Origin of the sequence: Sulfobacillus thermotolerans, from assembly GCF_039623705.1 — a bacterium.
Lineage (GTDB): Bacteria > Bacillota > Sulfobacillia > Sulfobacillales > Sulfobacillaceae > Sulfobacillus > Sulfobacillus thermotolerans.
On record NZ_CP133983.1, the window covers coordinates 1,146,295 to 1,164,348 of the forward strand.

General features: G+C 49.5%; 14 protein-coding genes. 8 read left to right on the forward strand and 6 right to left on the reverse strand.

What is annotated here, in order from left to right:
• Window positions 1-16: 16 nt before the first annotated feature.
• Window positions 17-784, forward strand: a complete 768-nt coding sequence (locus tag ORD20_RS05855) for an electron transfer flavoprotein subunit beta/FixA family protein (RefSeq protein ID WP_103376576.1) — start codon at window positions 17-19, stop codon at window positions 782-784.
• A gap of 28 nt (window positions 785-812) precedes the next feature.
• The gene (locus ORD20_RS05860) at window positions 813-1,784 is read left to right on the forward strand and encodes an electron transfer flavoprotein subunit alpha/FixB family protein (protein ID WP_103376575.1); all 972 of its coding nucleotides are present in this window, start codon (window positions 813-815) and stop codon (window positions 1,782-1,784) included.
• A 371-nt stretch (window positions 1,785-2,155) separates the two neighbouring features.
• Here ORD20_RS05860 and ORD20_RS05865 read toward each other — a convergent pair whose 3' ends face one another.
• Window positions 2,156-3,307: a tyrosine-type recombinase/integrase gene (locus tag ORD20_RS05865; RefSeq protein WP_430626597.1), complete on the reverse strand. Its 1,152-nt coding sequence runs from the start codon at window positions 3,305-3,307 to the stop codon at window positions 2,156-2,158.
• Between the two features lie 162 nt (window positions 3,308-3,469).
• A complete protein-coding gene (locus ORD20_RS05870; protein WP_430626598.1) occupies window positions 3,470-3,598 on the reverse strand; it encodes an excisionase family DNA-binding protein in 129 nt (42 codons plus the stop codon).
• A gap of 583 nt (window positions 3,599-4,181) precedes the next feature.
• Between ORD20_RS05870 and ORD20_RS05875 the strand changes: the two genes are divergently transcribed.
• The 5 genes from ORD20_RS05875 (at window position 4,182) to ORD20_RS05895 (ending at window position 11,096) form a co-directional block, all read left to right on the forward strand.
• A complete protein-coding gene (locus ORD20_RS05875) occupies window positions 4,182-4,514 on the forward strand; it encodes a type I restriction-modification system subunit M N-terminal domain-containing protein (RefSeq protein ID WP_430626599.1) in 333 nt (110 codons plus the stop codon).
• Between the two features lie 89 nt (window positions 4,515-4,603).
• Entirely contained in the window at window positions 4,604-5,605 is a 1,002-nt protein-coding gene (locus tag ORD20_RS05880) for an N-6 DNA methylase (protein WP_430626600.1), read from the forward strand.
• Window positions 5,598-6,797, forward strand: a complete 1,200-nt coding sequence (locus ORD20_RS05885; RefSeq protein ID WP_103376569.1) for a restriction endonuclease subunit S — start codon at window positions 5,598-5,600, stop codon at window positions 6,795-6,797. The genes ORD20_RS05880 and ORD20_RS05885 overlap by 8 nt, the downstream gene beginning before the upstream one ends.
• A complete protein-coding gene (locus ORD20_RS05890) occupies window positions 6,790-9,732 on the forward strand; it encodes a type I restriction endonuclease subunit R (protein WP_103376568.1) in 2,943 nt (980 codons plus the stop codon). Before ORD20_RS05885 ends, ORD20_RS05890 begins: the two co-directional genes overlap by 8 nt.
• A gap of 122 nt (window positions 9,733-9,854) precedes the next feature.
• Window positions 9,855-11,096, forward strand: coding sequence for a hypothetical protein (locus ORD20_RS05895; protein ID WP_146039103.1), 1,242 nt, complete (start codon window positions 9,855-9,857; stop codon window positions 11,094-11,096).
• 2 nt (window positions 11,097-11,098) lie between these two features.
• Here ORD20_RS05895 and ORD20_RS05900 read toward each other — a convergent pair whose 3' ends face one another.
• The 3 genes from ORD20_RS05900 to ORD20_RS05910 form a co-directional block, all read right to left on the reverse strand.
• Window positions 11,099-11,809 (reverse strand): M48 family metallopeptidase, encoded by a 711-nt coding sequence (locus ORD20_RS05900; RefSeq protein ID WP_103376566.1) that lies wholly within the window; start codon window positions 11,807-11,809, stop codon window positions 11,099-11,101.
• An 888-nt stretch (window positions 11,810-12,697) separates the two neighbouring features.
• Complete coding sequence (locus ORD20_RS05905; RefSeq protein WP_158246374.1) at window positions 12,698-14,062, reverse strand: helix-turn-helix domain-containing protein; 1,365 nt, start codon at window positions 14,060-14,062, stop codon at window positions 12,698-12,700.
• A gap of 202 nt (window positions 14,063-14,264) precedes the next feature.
• Entirely contained in the window at window positions 14,265-14,651 is a 387-nt protein-coding gene (locus tag ORD20_RS05910) for a cysteine-rich VLP protein (protein ID WP_103376564.1), read from the reverse strand.
• A 1,456-nt stretch (window positions 14,652-16,107) separates the two neighbouring features.
• Between ORD20_RS05910 and ORD20_RS05915 the strand changes: the two genes are divergently transcribed.
• Complete coding sequence (locus tag ORD20_RS05915; protein ID WP_103376563.1) at window positions 16,108-16,962, forward strand: hypothetical protein; 855 nt, start codon at window positions 16,108-16,110, stop codon at window positions 16,960-16,962.
• 212 nt (window positions 16,963-17,174) lie between these two features.
• On the opposite strand, the gene ORD20_RS05920 is transcribed toward ORD20_RS05915, so the two are convergent.
• Window positions 17,175-17,945 (reverse strand): sulfite exporter TauE/SafE family protein, encoded by a 771-nt coding sequence (locus ORD20_RS05920; protein ID WP_158246373.1) that lies wholly within the window; start codon window positions 17,943-17,945, stop codon window positions 17,175-17,177.
• Window positions 17,946-18,054 lie beyond the last annotated feature (109 nt).

Here is an 18,054-nt window from a genome sequence, read left to right on the forward strand (position 1 = left end):
CAAGGGAGAGATAGCGATGAAAATTTTAGTCACCGTGAAGCAGGTGCCCGATACCGCGACGAAGATTCAAATTCGTGCGGACGGACAAGGCATTCACGAAGAAGGGATTAAATGGGTTATTAATCCTTATGATGAATTTGCGATTGAAGAAGCCTTGCGTATAAAAGAAAAGCATGGGGGTGAAGTGGTGGTTCTGGCTTTGGGACCATCACGCGTGGAAGAGGCTGTGCGCCAGTCGCTGGCGATGGGAGCGGACCGGGCTGTCATTGTTACGACTGAGGGCTCAGTGGAACCCGCGACAGCGGCTCATGCCTTGGCCGCCATTTGCCAACAAGAGGGATTTGATTTGATTATTACGGGCAAACAAGCGGTTGACGATGATTCCGCTCAGGTTGGGCCTATGATTGCGGCGGGATTGGGCTTACCACAAGTGACGGTGGTGATTCACCTAGAAGTCGATGAAGCGTCGAAACGGCTGCGAGCGGAACGCGAATTAGAAGGCGCGAGCGAGATTGTGGAATTGCCCTATCCCGCCGTTGTGACAGCTCAACGGGGTTTAAACGAGCCGCGCTATCCGACGTTGCCCAATATTATGAAGGCCAAGAAGAAAGAAGTGCGGCGGGTCACTTTAGAGTCGTTGTCGTTACCGGCCCAACCGTGGGTGACGGTTAACCGGTTATTTGAACCACCAACACGGCCAGAGCCCACCATTCTCAGTGGGGATCCTGCCGAAACGGCGAAGGAATTGGTACGCCTGCTGCACAACCAGGCAAAAGTTTTATAGGGAAATGCAGAAGTAGGAGGGATTTAGGATGGCTAATGGCGTGTTGGTAATTTTTGATCAAAATGCGGGCGATATCCGCCATGTTGTCTTAGAGATGTTGACGGTCGCGCGGTCTTTGGGAAAAGGACCCGTAACGGCCTTGACGTTCGGTACAGATGCGGCAAAGACTCTTCCCAAATTAGCCGAATATGGAGCCGATCGGGCGGTGTTTTGGGAATCGTACACACAATACAGTTCGGATGGATTTTCGGCAGCGATTGCGCAAAGCTTTCCGCAGTTTGACGCGGACGTGATCCTCTTTCCAGCGAATGCGTGGGGCAAAGACTTGTCCGCTCGCCTATCCGAAGTTCTTGGAGCCGGATTGGCCACCGACTGCCTCCATTTAGAGGCGGAGGCATCGGGGCGAGTGAAGGCTATTCGTCCTGTTTATGCGGGCAAGGCGTTAGCTGAGGTGGTCATCAACACACCTGTGCAAATGTTTTCATTGCGTCCGAACATCAATGCCGCTGAAGTGCACCAGGTGACCCCAGAGATATTGGACATTGCTCCATCTGTTGACCCTGCGACATTTCAAGCCGTTGTGGTGGAGCGCAAGGAGGCGCAAACGGGCACCATAGAATTGACGGAAGCGGACATTATCGTATCCGGCGGGCGTGGTATGAAAGCCCCAGAAAATTTTCAGTTGTTAGATGCCCTTGCCGCAGCGCTGGGAGCTGCGGTGGGATCGTCGCGGCCGGTGGCCGATGAAGGCTGGGTTCCGCATTCGTATCACATCGGCCAAACGGGCAAGGTCGTGAGCCCTACCGTCTATTTTGCTATTGGCATTTCGGGGGCGATTCAGCATTTAGCAGGAATTTCGGGGTCGAAGTATATTGTAGCGGTCAATAACGATCCGGAAGCTCCCATTTTTAAAGTGGCCAACTATGGTATTGTAGGGGATCTCTTTGAAGTCGTACCCCGCCTGACGGAGGAGATTAAAGCCTTGAAGGCGCAACAATAAATCCCTTCGCATAAAACAATGGGACGGGCATAGGGATATGGAGGAAGGCGCCAAGGAGGAATATCCCTATGAAACGTCCCATTTCCGTTTTTCTATTGCTGATGTTTGCCGTGCTGCAAATCTATGTGGCAAAAGTCCCCGCTTCGCACCAAGTGCAAACGTCTAGTTGGATGATGGTGAGCGCGCAGCCTGGTGGGTTAGTGGAGCAAAATGGTCAATTTTATCTTGTGACCCCCGAGTTGGCCATGACGATCCATGCCACAGGGATTCATATTACCACGGATTCCCCAACGCCTCTTGCGTGGGAAGACGTGCCGGAACCATCTGGAGCAGGCGTGTGGCGCGTGGGAGTCAGTGCTGGCCATGCCTTGCTAGGGATTGGGGGCAAACTCTATCCCGCACCCAACGGCACGAGCGCTTTGTGGATAGATGGAGGAAGCCAGCAACTCGTGTCCAGTGTGAGAGTAATACTCGCATGTAGTAATACTCGCATGTCCCAATCGTTCACTGACCACCTTGGGATTTTCGCCTGCCACTAGTAGCAATGTGGCACAGGTATGGCGGAGGTCGTAGAGCCGAATATTCTCGGCTAATCCAGCCGCCTTCAGGATCGGCTTGAAGTGGCGCGCCGTGAAATTTGAATGATGAATCGGTTCCCCGTTTTCTGCGGTAAACACCAACCCGTGGTCCTTCCACCTTTCCCCAAGACTTAGGCGCTGCTTAGCTTGTTCCACCTTCAGCGTTTTGAGCGATGCGACGAGGGTTTGAGGAATTGGTATGCTACGGCCTTTCTTCGTCTTGGGTTCGTCAAATCGCCAGCCACCACCTTTGGGCCGCACCAGCACTCTTTTCACTTGTACTCTGCCGTTGTGCCAGTCGATGTCCTCCCAGCGTAGACCAAAATATTCTTCCGGTCGCATCCCCGTTACGAGGGCGAATTGGAACAACGTCAACCAGCGAGAGGATTCTGCGGCGCTGAGAAAGCGTTTCGTTTCTTCTGGATTCAGTGCGTGCATCTCGCGTCGTTGCTGTTTAGGCACCGAGACCTTGTCCGCTGGATTCTGACTAAGCATCTGCCAGCGGACCGCCTGCTTCAGCGCGGATGAGAGAATGACATGGGTGTACCGGATCGTTCGTGGGGATAACCCGCGCTCCAGCATCTCTGAATATAGCTTTTGCAAGTCCAATGGCTGTATAGTCGATAATCTTCGGTATCCTAGTGGTTGGCGGACGTACCGATTCAAGATAGCCTTATAATCCTCAGACGTTTGTGGGCGGAGCCGTGGCTTTGCCGCCGCTTCCAGCCATTGATCGAGATATTCATTGAGTGTGATCCGTTGCGTTGTTACCAAGGTACCCGTATCTTGATCACGCAACAAGGCATTAAGTTCCTGTTGCGCCTCTTTTTTTGTTCCATGAACCGTCTTGTTGAGATACTTCCGTTTTCCCGTCTTCGGGTCACGGCCAATAAAGATCCGGATCAGCCAGGTCCGGTCCCCTCGGGAGATGATTTGTCCAGCCATATTTTTCCTCCTGTGTGTTTTTCGGAAAGGCACACATTTGGCACACAGCCATCATGATATTGTTGTGTAGTAATGATTTCAAGAGTGAGCAGGAGATTAATTATCTCCTGCTCATCATGTAGATATCGAATAGAGATTAGGAACGGGAGGGGAATCATGGCATTATATGGCCTGACGTTGTGCTTGGATTAGTTCCCACAGCTTGTCACGGGGGATGCGTATTTGACGGCCCAGACGCACGGCTGGGATGACGTTTTGTGCGATGAGGTCGTAAATGCGCCAGCGGGACACGCGGAGAATATACCATCGTGTTAATGACTTGAATTGGTTGCGGGGTCTTAAATTAGGAGAGATGAGGAGATTGCAAAGGAAATAGCGTCTGCTCAAGTGGGAGGGGGAACAGGGTTTATCCGTGATGACACGATCTAGATGAAGAGGTGTTATCCTTGCTTAAAGACTACTAAGGAACTCGCACTGATCAAGCAAAACATAAGGTTTTTACCAAAGCATACCAACTAGACCCACGGCCCCGTTTCTTATGGCATAATTATTCACTATGATACGATTTATTGAGAGCGATCCTTGTGTGCGGTTGGTCGGCGTCAGATACCGATGACCAACCTGACGTAATATGCCCTCTGGCGGTCACATATAAAGACGACCCGGACAGGCCTTATACCTTGACTGCGACGTTATTAAAGCTGCTATGTCCGCGTTAGTCGCAACCTTCCCGAGCACGTTAAGTCAGCGTTGTGGATGCTGCCCTCCGAAGTCACCTTCACTGTGGTACGACCTCTCCCTAATTCCTTCGTAATCCAGTATAATTCTCAATATCATCGAATGTTTTGTCGAATGGAAGGGGTTCCGAATATCTATGCCTCTGACGCTTCAAGAACTCGAATCGCACCTTTGGGAATCCGCCAACATCCTGCGAGGGAGTATTGACTCAGCGGACTACAAGAATTATATCTTTGGCTTATTATTCCTGAAACGGCTTAATGACGTTTTCGAGGAAGAACGGAAAGACTTGCAACACATTCCCGGTGCCGATCCCGATGAGCCCGTGGAATATCAGTTTTTCGTGCCGGAACGGGCTCGATGGAGTCATTTGCGCACTGTCGCGGTCAATGTCGGGGAAGCGATTAACAAAGCCTTTGAAGCCTTGGAAGAACAAAACCGCCGACTCGAAGGTGTATTGTGCATATGAATTCATCTCATTGCCCAACGTGCTCCTGCGCCTCTTGGAACACTTCAGTCGCGTGCAACTAGGCAATAAGGATCTTCCCGAAAGGTGGCGTGCAATATGAATCTACCCACGCCTCGGGCGGGTCGTGCAACGCCTGGGGTGTCGTGCAACTGCTAGTCGCCCTGCTCCAACCTGAAGAAGGCATGCGCATTTGTGACCCGACCGTGGGTTCGGGCGGGATGCTGATTGAGTCGGTCCACTACATTGAGGCCCACGGTGGCAATGCCAAGAATGTGAGTCTCTACGGACAAGAAAAGAATCTCAACACGTGGAGCATTTGCAAGATGAACATGCTCCTCCACGGCTTGGTGGATGCCCAGATTGTAAAAGGCGATACCATCCGCGATCCTAAACTGGTGGACCATGGCGAGTTGATGTTGTTTGACCGAGTCATAGCCAATCCCCCGTTTAGCTTGAAAGGCTGGGGCCGAGAAGAGGCCGAGCATGACCCATATGGACGTTTTAAATATGGCCTGCCGCCAAAGAGTTATGGCGATTTGGCCTTCGTGCAACATATGGTGGCGACCTTAAACGTCACCGGACGGCTTGGGGTTGTGATGCCCCACGGGATCTTGTTTCGGGGGAATAGCGAGCAGCACATTCGGCAGGGTCTCTTGGAAGACGATTTGATTGATGCCGTGATCGGGCTACCCCCAAACCTTTTCTATGGGACCGGCATTCCGGCGGCCATCCTGATCATCCGGAAGTCCAAACCCGAGAGCCATCGTCACCGCGTGTTGTTTATTGAGGCGTCGCGTGACTTCCAACCGGGGAAAAACCAAAATAGCTTGCGACCCGAGGACATCGCGAAGATTGTGGATGCATATGCCGCATATCAGGACGTGGAGAAGTATGGGCGTGTGGTGTCACTGGAGGAGATTCGGCAAAATGAATACAACCTCAACATCTCGCGTTATGTGGACACCTCTGAAGAGCAGGAAGAAGTAGACATTAGCGTACTGATCCGGGAATTACGACAACTGGAAGTAGAACGGGATGAATTGGAAGCGAAGATGTATGGATATCTGAAGGAGTTGGGATACATTGATTGAACTTGCTCGATTAGGCGAGATGATAACAGTTACCAAGGGAAAAAAACCACGTTCCATATATGGCAAAGGGCCGCACAAGTCAGTTCCATATATTCTAATAGATGAATCCCAGACTTTGTTCACTGACGACGAAACAGTCCCGATTTGTTTTCCGGACGACATCCTTATGATAGTTGATGGGTCGGGAAGTGGAAAAGTATTCAAGAATCGATATGGCGCAGTAGGATCGACACTACTAAGAATACGTCCGATTTCCAGAAACTTGTTACCTGAGTACTTATTTTATTTTCTTGAGTATATCCAACCAGAACTACAAATGAACCGAGTGGGAGGAGCAATTCCACACGTAGATAAATCATGGTTAATCGAAAAAACTATCCCTCTCCCTCCACTCCCCGTGCAACGGCGCATTGCGGAGATTTTGGGGAGTGTGGATGCGGTGATTGACTCGCTAAGATCGTCATTAGACACCTTAGTCCAACTAGAGGGCCAAATTATAGAATATCTGCTTTCTCGTGGACTTGAACAGTCTGAACATTGTACGCATCCTGGCGTGGGTAGAGTTCCAACACGTTGGTCTATACTGCCACTTAGGTCTATTCTTCTTAAAGCACAGTACGGACTGTCTCTACCTTTAATGGCATCCGACCCTGGTAGTGGTATACCAGTTCTACGAATGAATAACATCCGACATGGTGTCCTTGACATATCGGATGTCAAATTTTTGTCTCAAACTGACGTAACCCCAGAGTATATCTTGGATGACGGCGACGTCTTATTTAATCGCACAAACAGCCTTGATTTGGTCGGAAAATCTGCTTGTTACGATGCTAATCTAATCCTTCCCCTAACGTTTGCCTCTTATCTAATTCGGCTCAAACCAAATAGTAAGGTTGTAGTTGGACATTTTCTTACGTTGTTTCTGAACTCTGAAAAAGGTCAACAACAAATCCGGAAAATAATTACTCCTGGGGTTAGCCAAGCCAATATTAGCGCATCTAATCTAATGGAAATATTAGTTCCGGTTCCTCCTATACTAGAACAGACTAAAATTATAGGTTTTGTGAATTCAATTCAGCAACTTAAAGCATCCTACAGTGCAGAGAAAGATAAAATTACCTCTTTAAAGACGACGCTCCTTTCAAAGTTTTTAATAACGCAGCCTGCCGTACAAGGAGTAACCCATGTCTAACCATTGGTCTGAATCCCAACTTTCAGAATCCCCCGCCCTGCACCGGCTGGTCGCACTCGGTTGGGCACACATTCCCGGTCCCACCATCGACCAAGAGCGGGATTCTTTGGCGTATCCCATCTTGCCTCAACGTCTCTTTAACGCCATCAAACGTCTTAACCCATGGATCTCCACGGACAATGCTGTTCAAGCCACGCGCCGGGTCACCCAAGTCAATGCCACCAGCCTCTTGGAAGCCAATGCGCAAGTGCATCAAGATTTGACTACGTATTTTAGCCTCGAACAAGATCTCGGACAGGGACGTCGTCATCAGACGGTAAGGCTCATTGATTGGGATGATCCTTTGAATAATGACTTTGTTGTGGTTGATCAGTTTTGGGTGCATGGCAGGGAGAAGATTCGCGCTGACCTCGTGCTCTTCGTCAACGGGCTTCCCTTGGTGGTGATTGAAGCCAAAAATCCTGCCTTAGTCTCTCATCCCCTCCAAGAGGCGACGGATCAATTGGAACGCTATCAACGGGTGGCTCCCCAACTCTTCTGGACGAATCAATTGTGCGTGGCCATTTGGGGACAAGGTGCCCGGCTGGCCCCCATTCAGGCACCGGCGCGTCATTGGGCGGAGTGGAAAGATCCTTATCCTTGGACGGCAGACGACTTGGGCGCGGATGCGTTGCCCCAAGATACTTTGCTAGCGGGTGCTTTGACGCCAGCGCACCTATTAGATCTGACGCGAAACTTCATCGTTTTTGAACCGGATGGTCACACGGTCATTAAAAAAGTGGCTCGGTATCAGCAATGGCGAGCGGTGTCTAAAGCCATGGATCGGATCATTCATGTGCCGCACAACAAGCAACGGGGCGGTGTGATCTGGCATACCCAAGGGTCGGGAAAGTCTCTGACCATGGTCTATACGGCCTTGAAACTGCGACGAACTCCCGGTTTGCAAAACCCTACTATTCTGGTGGTAACGGATCGACGAGATTTAGATCGGCAGATCGCGGGAACCTTCCAACGGTGCGGATTCCCCAATCCCGTGCGCGTGGAGAGCATTCAGGAATTACAGGATCGGTTGCTGAATGGCGGGCCGGGGCAGACGCTAATGACCACCATTCAAAAGTTCCAAGTCCCGAAAACCTCCCCTACGGCCAAGCACCCCGTCCTGAGTGAAGACAGCAATCTCTTTGTGATGGTCGATGAGGCTCACCGGACCCAATATCACGGATTGGCGCACAATATGCGGGTCGCGTTGCCACATGCGTGTTTTCTGGGATTTACGGGTACCCCCATTGATAAAAAGGACCGAAGCACGCCCCAGACGTTTGGTTCTTACATCGATACCTATACCATTAAGCAGTCGGTCGAGGATGGGGCGACGGTGCCGATCTTCTATGAATCTCGTCTGCCGGAGGTGCAGGTGGAAGGACACTCGCTTGATACCTTATTTGACCGCGTGTTTCGCGACTATCGCGATGAAGAACGGGAAGCGATTAGGAAACGTTACGCTAATCTGAAAAGCATTATTCGAAGTCCGCAACGGATTGAGCAGGTATGTCTAGATTTGATTCAGCATTATGAAACCCATATCCAGCCCAATGGGTATAAGGCCCAAATTGTGGCGATTGATCGCGAGACTGCCGTGCTCTATCACGAAACCATTCGACGCCTAAATGGTCCAGAAAATGCCGTGATTATTTCCGTAACGAATGACGATGATGCGCGGATGAAGCAATATAAGCTGACGCCAGACCAAGAAGCACGACTCATTGATCGATTTAAGCAGCCATTAGCGGTGGATCCGTTGGCCATTCTCATCGTGTGCGATAAGCTCATCACCGGCTTTGATGCCCCCGTAGAACAAGTTCTGTATTTGGATGACGGACTGCGCGAACATACCTTACTCCAAGCCATTGCCCGGGTGAATCGGCCCGCTCCCGGTAAAACCTATGGGCTGGTGGTGGATTATTACGGCATTGGTGGCTTGTTGGATGAGGCGTTAGGCATTTTCGAGGCGCAGGATGTTCAAGAGATCCTGCACCCGTTAACCGATGATCTTCCAGCCTTGGAACGAGCCCACCGGACCATCATGCGGATTTTTGATGGCATTGACCCGAATGATTTAGATGCGTTGGTGCGCTATTTAGAACCGGAAGATCGTCGGATTCATTTTGATAACGCTTTTTTGCAATTTGCCAAGCACTTAGACCGGGTGATGCCCGATCCGGTGGCGGCACCTTATCTCGATGACATGCGCTGGCTCGGAAAAATTCGCATGGGGGCCAAGAATCGGTATCGGCAAGAGACCTTGGATCTTTCTGGTGTCGGTGCGAAGGTTCGCCATCTCATCGAGGACCATATTCGGTCTTCGGGCGTAACGAGCCTTTTAGCTCCGATATCCATTCTGGACCCCGCCTTTCATCAAAAGATCTTAGAAGGGCTCCCCAGTCCTGAAGCCCGTGCGCATGAGATGGAACATGCGTTGCGTCATGAGATTCGGGTGCGTCAAAAAGAAAACCCGGTCGCTTGGACATCCCTGCGGCAACGGTTGGATGAGTTGATTCAGCAATACCGCCAACTCCGGATTACATTGGCAGAACTACTCCAAGCCATGGCAACCATGCGGACCGAGGCACAGGAAATTGTTCAAGGCAGTCAAGCCGATGGCCTATCCCCTACCGTGTCGGCGTTTCGGAGCCTGTTGGTGGAGGCATTGGATGCTTCTGGAGAACGGACCGATACCATGACTGCATTGGCTGAATCGATTGTGGAAGGACTCCAAGGGCTCCGTGTGATTGATTGGCAAGTCAAAGAGGATGTGCAGCGGGAAATGCAGAGGTTTATTCGGAGGCAATTGCGGGTGGCCGGGGTTACGGAGTCCAGCGTATTAGATCGGTTGACAGGCCAGTTGATGGAGTTGGCAAGAGTACGTCTGGCATAGCGATATTGCTATATTTACCAATCCTACCCATCATAAGGGAACACAACTATTTGCGCACAAGGTGATGCTGATTCGGTTTTTTATCCCAATCATAGTGGGGAAAGTCGGAGGTTACCTGAGTTGTGGTTGCAATACCCTATGAGAAAAAAACGAGGGAAAAAATAATGAGCCACAGTAAGAAAGCCATTTTAGTGCTCCTTGGAGCTGGTTCATCATATTCTATCGTGCCTCAAACCGCAGAGATAACGAATGATCTGTTAACATGGATTGCACCTAGCGATGGAAGTACCATTATTAACGAACCGTTTTTTGCGCCGTTTATGAAAATGTCCCAAAGAGAGAAGAAGAGCCCAAATTTCGAAGATCTCATTGATTTTCTTGATTTGTTGGCCTCCCTTAATTGGACTGCTAATGGGGCTTTCGATTTCTATCCAACGTTGTGGTTGATAAGTCGATCCTTCCGACGCCGCTCGTTTAGACGGGGAACTATACCACAACTAACATTGAACGGGGGTTTTTTAAGGCTTCTTGCGCATGAAGCACGAACCCGCATATTAAGTTTAATTTACCAATCGTCGAATCCAATGAAAATGTCCACGTCCGCCATAAATACTGTGTTAAGAACCCTAAATCAGTATTTTCAATTAACGGTCGCATCCTTAAATTATGACAATATGTTAGATTTTAGCGGAATTCCATTGGAGACAGGGTTCCGGCTCCCTTACCACCAAGGTATCTATCAATTCGATCCTACAATAGAATTTTCGGGAGATAACACGACCCTGTATCTACCTTTACACGGCTCGATTCATTTTATTCCATCCTATGCTTTAAATCGGTCTCTCCCAAGTAATCCAACACAACCGTTATGGGTGGAAGATATTGACATAGCGGAAAATTTAAGACACAAGTCAGGCGCGAGTTATTCGTCCAACAAGGATTGGCAGTTGGAGCCCGTCATGATTACAGGTCGAAACAAACTTGCGAATACCATTACCTATCCGTATTCAGCGTATTTAAGCTTGTTTCGGCAACATGCTTTTAATGATGATGTTTGGTTGCTCATTGGCTATGGCGGTTGCGATATTCACATTAACGCGATTCTCGGGCAAGCACTTACAACGCGAATCGGTATCAGAAAACCACCCATAATCATCGTTTGCGATATTGGAACCGAAACCGATCTTGGGAAACTCATGAGAAGAATATGGATACCGTTTCTTTCTATGCGCATTGGAAATGAAGTTGACAACTGGCGTACACTTTCATTAATTACATTACAGCATATGGGATGGGCTTGGCTACAAGGAATCGACGGTCTATCAAAATCGTTATTATCATTGTTAGGTCGGGTTCCTATTTAATATTACCACCCCAACTCCGCCCCGTGATCCCGGAGCCATTGCTTCTGCACCTCAAAATCCGGGAGTATCACCCGGACCGCATCCCAAAATGTCCGGCGATGATGGGGGTAACGCCGATGTGTAAGTTCATGAACAATGACGTAGTCAATGACGGAGAGAGGCGCCTGGACAATGCGCCAGTTTAGGGCAATTAACCCGTCCTCGCGACAGAAGCCCCAGCGGGATTTGTATTCCGCAATCTTGAGACGTGATGGCGCCGCGCCCACGATGGGGGCATAATGCGCAATTCGTTCCGGAAAAAGAGACCATGCCTGCTCCATGTACCATTGAACAAGGATCTCACGGATACGGTACGGTTGTTGGCCTTTAGACACGGTGACGATGAGGTTCCGGCCTTCCAAAACAACGGGCGATTCACTGGCGTCCCTTCGTTGCACTTTAAGCCGCAAGGTATATCCACGCAGTAAGAAGCCCTCGCCACTGACAAATTCTTTGGCGGGGAGGGTCTGTGGTGTTGGCGGGGCGGTCCAATGCTTTAAGAGCCATCGCGCTTTGTGCTTCACAAGTGGCTCAATTTGCTGCCGGTCAAACCCCACAGGCACCAAAACAGTCACCTGTCGAGAAGCATCAATCTGGATAGCGGGATGTTGGCGACGAGGCCGTTCTTCAATAGTATAGGGGATGGTCGTGGTTCCAATCGTAATCGTTGGCATTATTCTCGCTCCTTACCTTCGCATTGTACCGAAACGGATGTAATCGTAAAGGGGCATTGGAAAATTAAAGAGCGAACCATCGAGGATTTTTTAAGATTTTTGGCGGGATTGTTGGAAAATGCCTAAAAGAGGGGGAGTGCAATGGATAGCCATTCAGTTATTCTGGGCTAAGTATGGCAAAAGTACCTTCTTGTTGACGGTCCTGATGATGGGGAACTTGGGCCATTGCAATCAAAGTTCCCCCGTTAGACCCAAAAGGCGAATTAACTGCACTAGTTCGTCACTACTATAGGATCTTCCATTGCCTTTTATTAACGTTATCACGTCGTTTATGCATGGTTGAGCATCGATGACGTATGCACTCCCTAATGGGTGTGGGTGTGGGACAAATCGGCTTGGCCCATTCGGAAAAAATTTCGTCACATCAGGCGGACAAAATTTTCCCGCGATCAATGCGATGTCAAATGAGGTATTGAAGTCGTTTTGGAGTTGGTTAGCACTTGCTGACGAACAACGGGATCGTTTACCAGTGCATACCGTTTAGCATTTTGGCTACCATAGTTAAAAACATGATTATAGTGTACTCCATGGGAGCCCAAAAACGATTTCACTTCGCAGGCTAACGCATTAGGGAGACCTAGGGGATTTGGCGTAGTTGCCAAGCGAACCGCTACGAGGTCCACTTCTTGCATGTGTTGTTGGTGGACAATTTTTCCACCTCTGTGTAAACCGTGCTGTCCAATGAAAGCCACGAATATACAGGGTTAGAATAATCCACGGGATTTAATCGCGCTAAATTTAAGGAATGACAGCTAACTAGTGTCAGTAATTCTGGAAGTGTAACATGAAATTCCCCTTGTACTAGGTATTTTTCATACAACAAGACACTCATGTTACACTTTGCGGTCCCAATAAACGGTATACCTGCATCCGACTAATGCCCACCTGTCTTGCGATGGCTGACTTATTATATCCTGAAGCATAAAGTTTCTGAACTTCCAACCGATGGGTTGCGGCTAGAGTTTCTCGTGATGGCTTACCATGCTTTGCACGTTCTTGTTTCTTGCGCTCTCGATCCCGTCTTTGACGTTCTTCGGCACCAATGATGGTGGTCATCTGCCGTTGTTCTTCTTCCGTAATGTCTAGCCAATCAATGAGCGTGTGGTTTCGAAAGCGATACAACGGAGAAACCGTGCGTCCCTTCCATTCCATCGTTTCCCCGGCTCTGTGCTTTTGAACCGTTTGGATGACGGCGTGCAATCGATTGGTGAGTTCTTGTTCGTCCCAGCCACCCACTGAGTGAACAAATTCTCTCATCGCCGATACAATATCTTCCTCTCCCAAATGGCTCAGGGCTACACCCAGCGGAAAGATATACCGATCTCGCTCTCCCGGTGGGAGATATTCCCCATGTCGCATCACAATCAAGTTCAAAATATCCTTAACCACGGCTTGATACCATGTCTCAATGGTATAGTTACGGAGCCATTCCGGTTTACGCCTTCGTGTTGCAGGGGTTTTCCTGTGGGGCGTAGCTTGTGGCGTCCTGTGGGAGTCGTGCCTGCCTAGGATGGCGTATTCGAGACTTTCGAAGTCCCATCGCGTATGGCAATAATAGGTTGCGGCATCAGGGAGGGCGGCATCCCACGCAGCGGCCCAATGGATGACCATCGAGTCTAATACAGCCGTTCGCTTGCCATTCTTGCTGTTGTTCACGCCGACGAGGCGGATGCACCGGGCGACATCCGTTGCCATGGGGTCCGCCCCGAGGGGACTCAGAATTTGGCGTAAGCGTTTGATGACTTTTTGCCACCGTGGCAGCATGGTGGGCAGGATGGGGTCAATGCGCCAGAGGAGCCACATCCCGTTCCCCGATGTTTGGGCAAAGGTCGGGAGGGGAATCTGAGCATGGTTGAGCACCTTCACGGCTTCTGCTAGTACGGCCTCGGGGCTTGCCTGTTGCCACTGGGGCTTGGTGTGGTAGTCCAAATCGACCCATATCGCATTAAGTTCCCGAAGATTTTTGGATTGGCGAGGCCCGTTAAAGCGGTTGAGCGTGATGACGATGTCGACATTGTCTGCATACTTCGATAATACCGTCGGAATTGCGGAGACGGCTTGCGTATCCCAAGCCTTCGGATTGTTGCCGTTTTCCATCATGCCAAAGGTCACGTAGCCAGAGGACTCCCCGTGGAGCCACAGCGCATAATCTACAGGCTGTTGAATGTGAGATAGGGAGGGAAGATTGATCATAGGGACGCAGTCCTTTCCGTGGAGCATTATCGTGGTCGAAAACAAAAAGAACCATCGCATGGGACGGCTCTCTGTTGTTGGAAGATCCATGCTTGCCGTCATACGTTTTGATGGGTAAAAATCAGGAGGATAGGCAATCATACCACCCTCTTCACAACCGGGGCTGGAAAGCCTTGTCCTACTTGGCGCTCCACCTTAAAAACTATGACGGTTTGGCCTTGCGGCGGCGATACGCCCGAGATGCCGAAGCTTGGGCCTTTCGATGAGCCTGCCGCCCACAGGGGGGACAATACCTTTGATTCCGCCCGGTCTTGACAAATGAGGTTCTGCACGATTGGCATTGACCTGTTTGTACCATCTGCTTGTTGTCTGGGGTCTTGGAACTCTGTTGGTATTCGGCTCGGAGCACCGGGTTTGCGGGTAGGACCGCTTCTTCAAAATACTGACAGGCGTATGAATCCTGTCCTTTAGTCCACGTCAGCAGGGAACATGCCTGTTCCGATTCAAGGCACCGTCCCCCAACGAAATTGGCACAGTCGGCTTGCACGGTCCGTCTAATGTTCTGGTGTCGTACTTTCTCTGACAACATCGCTTTAAGAGTCCTTTCGTTGGGGGATCTCGTGAGACTGGAGTCCGGTTTGGAGAAGTTGGACAAACGCCTGATTTTGCGAGACTCTATGGTCTTCGGCAAACTGCTTTACTGTTTCCACGATAGCGACCGGGATTCGTAAGGTAACGTTATTAACGGCTTGGCGCATTCGATGACATCCTCCTTCTTCATAAAAATCGCGTCAGAAGCGTGTAGAAGCCCCCATACTGACCAAGGGCAATAAGCCTCCCTTGTGGACGGAAATGTGCGCGGAGGAGCTTCTATGCATCTCTTAGACCATCGGATTCGGGTAGATAGGGGGTCAGCCTCCAATTAGAAGGTTCCGAAGACATTCCGGATACCCTCTGATGAGCGCGGCTCTTCCAGTGGGGGTTAACGTGGTAGTAGCTGAGAGCAACCATACATGCTCTCACAATATAAGCCGCGAAATCATCCAAAAAGCAGGATAATTCAAAACGGCTCACCATGAAAATTTTTTAGTGGGTGGCATTAACGGTGTCGCGACGCCCATACTAAAAATTATCCATCTACTGAGCGTTCGAACCCGCAAATCCAAAATTTGTCCCGAATTTTTAAAGTCCCTTAGCAGCTCAATTTGATGGCCGAATGCCGTGAAGGGGGTCTTACAATTCGTCTGGCGACTTCTGTTTGAGATGGCCAACGGCTTGAAATTAACGTCACATTTTTGTGTGCCAAATGTGTGCCAACTCAGCCAAACCGGGCCAAATTCAGCCAATCGTGGAGTCAAAGCCAATGTCTCGAAAGCCTTAGAGAATCACACTCTGACCCACTCTGCCTTACTCACCCCAACACATCCATCGAGCACTGTGGGGGACTGAAAATCCTCGTGTCGGCGGTTCGATTCCGCCCTGCGGCACCATTTTTTTCAAATTTAACGGTTATCTATTTTTCACCATGGCCAAGGCCAACGGTGATTTTTTATTTCTTTAGTATGCCATTCTCAAATAGGACTGCGTATTCTACTCGGTCACCTACAAGTTTCGGATTTTTCCGTTATCATCTACGGTGAGATTACGCAGGTAGGGGCAGACCGTAAACGTGGATGTAGTGTGGACACCTCAAATTGAGATACGTCTTCTGTTAGGTTGACTCTCTGCACGTACAAGTGGCCTTGTTCCTATTGCCTGTCATTTAACAATCATTGCTATTTCCCAAAGATCCCCTCTAATAATTCATATGGCTTCATCGGTGGAGATTTCTATTTTGTTTTTAGTGATAATCCTTCATTGATGATTGAACATTCGTGTGGCGTCATCAGAACTCGACAAAACATACCATAAAGTGGCGATGTGGCCTTTATTTCGATTAGTTAGTCTACGTGATATTGTAGGTATAAACATGTTTTAATGGCGTCGCTGATATGACGGTATCCTGATTGAGCACCGATATAAATTTTACGAAGGGACGAGCCATTATGTACGGGTTACGGTATTATTGTCCAGACGATAGTTACTGGCATTACTGGAAGGAAGACGAGGTACAGCAATCGTATCACCGACAAACCCTTGAACTCATGGAGAAAATTAGGGAACTGCACCAGATTCCTTGTGAGGTGATTCGGATTCCCGTCACCCCACTAGGCGGATTAGATGAAACAGTGGAACAAAAAATTTATCGCGAGGACATTTGGCCATGGGCCTCGATTCTACTTCCTCGACTTGAAGAGGATTCTCTACGTAGATGTTTTAAATCACGCTCTGGCAACCTATATATATCAGGTAGGGTTATTGTCGTCGAAGATGATCACATTGGTTGGGCGACGGGGTCTAACGCGTCATTTCGGCGTTTTGTGCCTAAAGACAGAACCACGTATCGTCCGGACCGGCTGGATTTTCTTGATGCGGTGTTGCAACGCGGTACGCCTTTATTAAAAGAATTATGTTTTATTGTGGAAGGTACGCCAGAGCGGCGCCTATTAGATAGATTTCGGAGGTCAGGCATCATAACCGGAATTTATCGCGAAAACGTGTGGCTACCAGAACTTAAACAAATTGACGTTGTCTGTGAGGCAGATAACCATGTTTGGTTATTTGAAGGAAAAATTACGCTAAATTGGCAAGCTTACGGACAAATCCGCGGTTACACGCTACTCTATGGTCAAGGTTATCCTAAGCACCACGTTTATAGTGGCATCGTCTGTCAATCTTCGGACGCGGTCATCGAAGATTTGTGCCGAAAGGATAACATTGCTGTCTTTGTTGAGACCGCCGAGGGATTTGAAAACCGTGGTGGATCGGGTTTAATGTGTTCATGGCCGCCCTTGCGATAATAGGATAAAGTTCTGAATTGTTGTAAATTTCCCCTTGACGGTGAGTGTGTGACTTAACCAATTTGGGTGTAATGATTTGGCGAACCCAACCATCGAACTTTTCTATGCGCTTTTTTAAAAAATCTGCAGCACAGACCACTATTTCCGATGTGTCATACAAAAGGTGATTTAGATTGGGAACGTCGACCGCCTTTTATGCTATAAAACCGAAGTCAATGGATCAACATCCAAAGTCCGACGGCAAAAAGGAGTAGACCGGTTCCGCCGACTTGATAGCGTTCACGAATACCCTGAGCGTAGTGTGCTACGAGATACCCCGTGATGACGGCAATCACTCCAATCAGCAGAAAGCCGATGACATCTATTTCGTGATGCCAGCCGTATCCTAAAGCGCCACTGAGGGCTGATAACGCCATGGCAGCGGTTCCTGTGCCAATAGCGGTGCGCAGAGGATATCGTAGGCCATAGAGCAGCGCAACTAAAAAGAGAATGCCTCCGGAAGCGCCGATCAGTCCAGAAATGTTGCCAATGAGAAACCCCCAGGCGCTGACCGCTGCTACCACTTTCCAGTTTGGGGGTTTTGGTGCCTGGCCGGCCGGGGGAGGGGTGATGAGGGGGATATTACGCCATGCGTGGGACAAAAAATTCCAGGACATGGCGACCATGAAAATGCCAAACGCTACCGTCAACCATGCAGTCGGAATGTGGTGCGACAAAATCACTCCGGTTTGAGCCCCAGCCATGGCTCCTCCCATGAGGAGCGCTCCTTGATTAAACGCCACGTGACGCTGCCGAGCGTAACTCCATGCCACCGTGACCGACGTTACTACATCGACAGCAAGGCTGGTGCCAACGGCCGTGCGAAAAGGGATATGCATACCCAAAGTCAAAGCAGGTACCACGATAACGACCGCGCTTGCTCCGGAAAATCCGGTCAGGGCACCAGTAATGAGGCCAATGATTAAATACACTACGATATCCATTTCGCATAAGGCTCCTCTGCACGTAACGTTGAGTTCTCTGGCGCCTATTTTCATTATTAAGAAAAGGTGTTTGGCGTAAGGCGTTAGAACACAACGGCTCTATTACTAT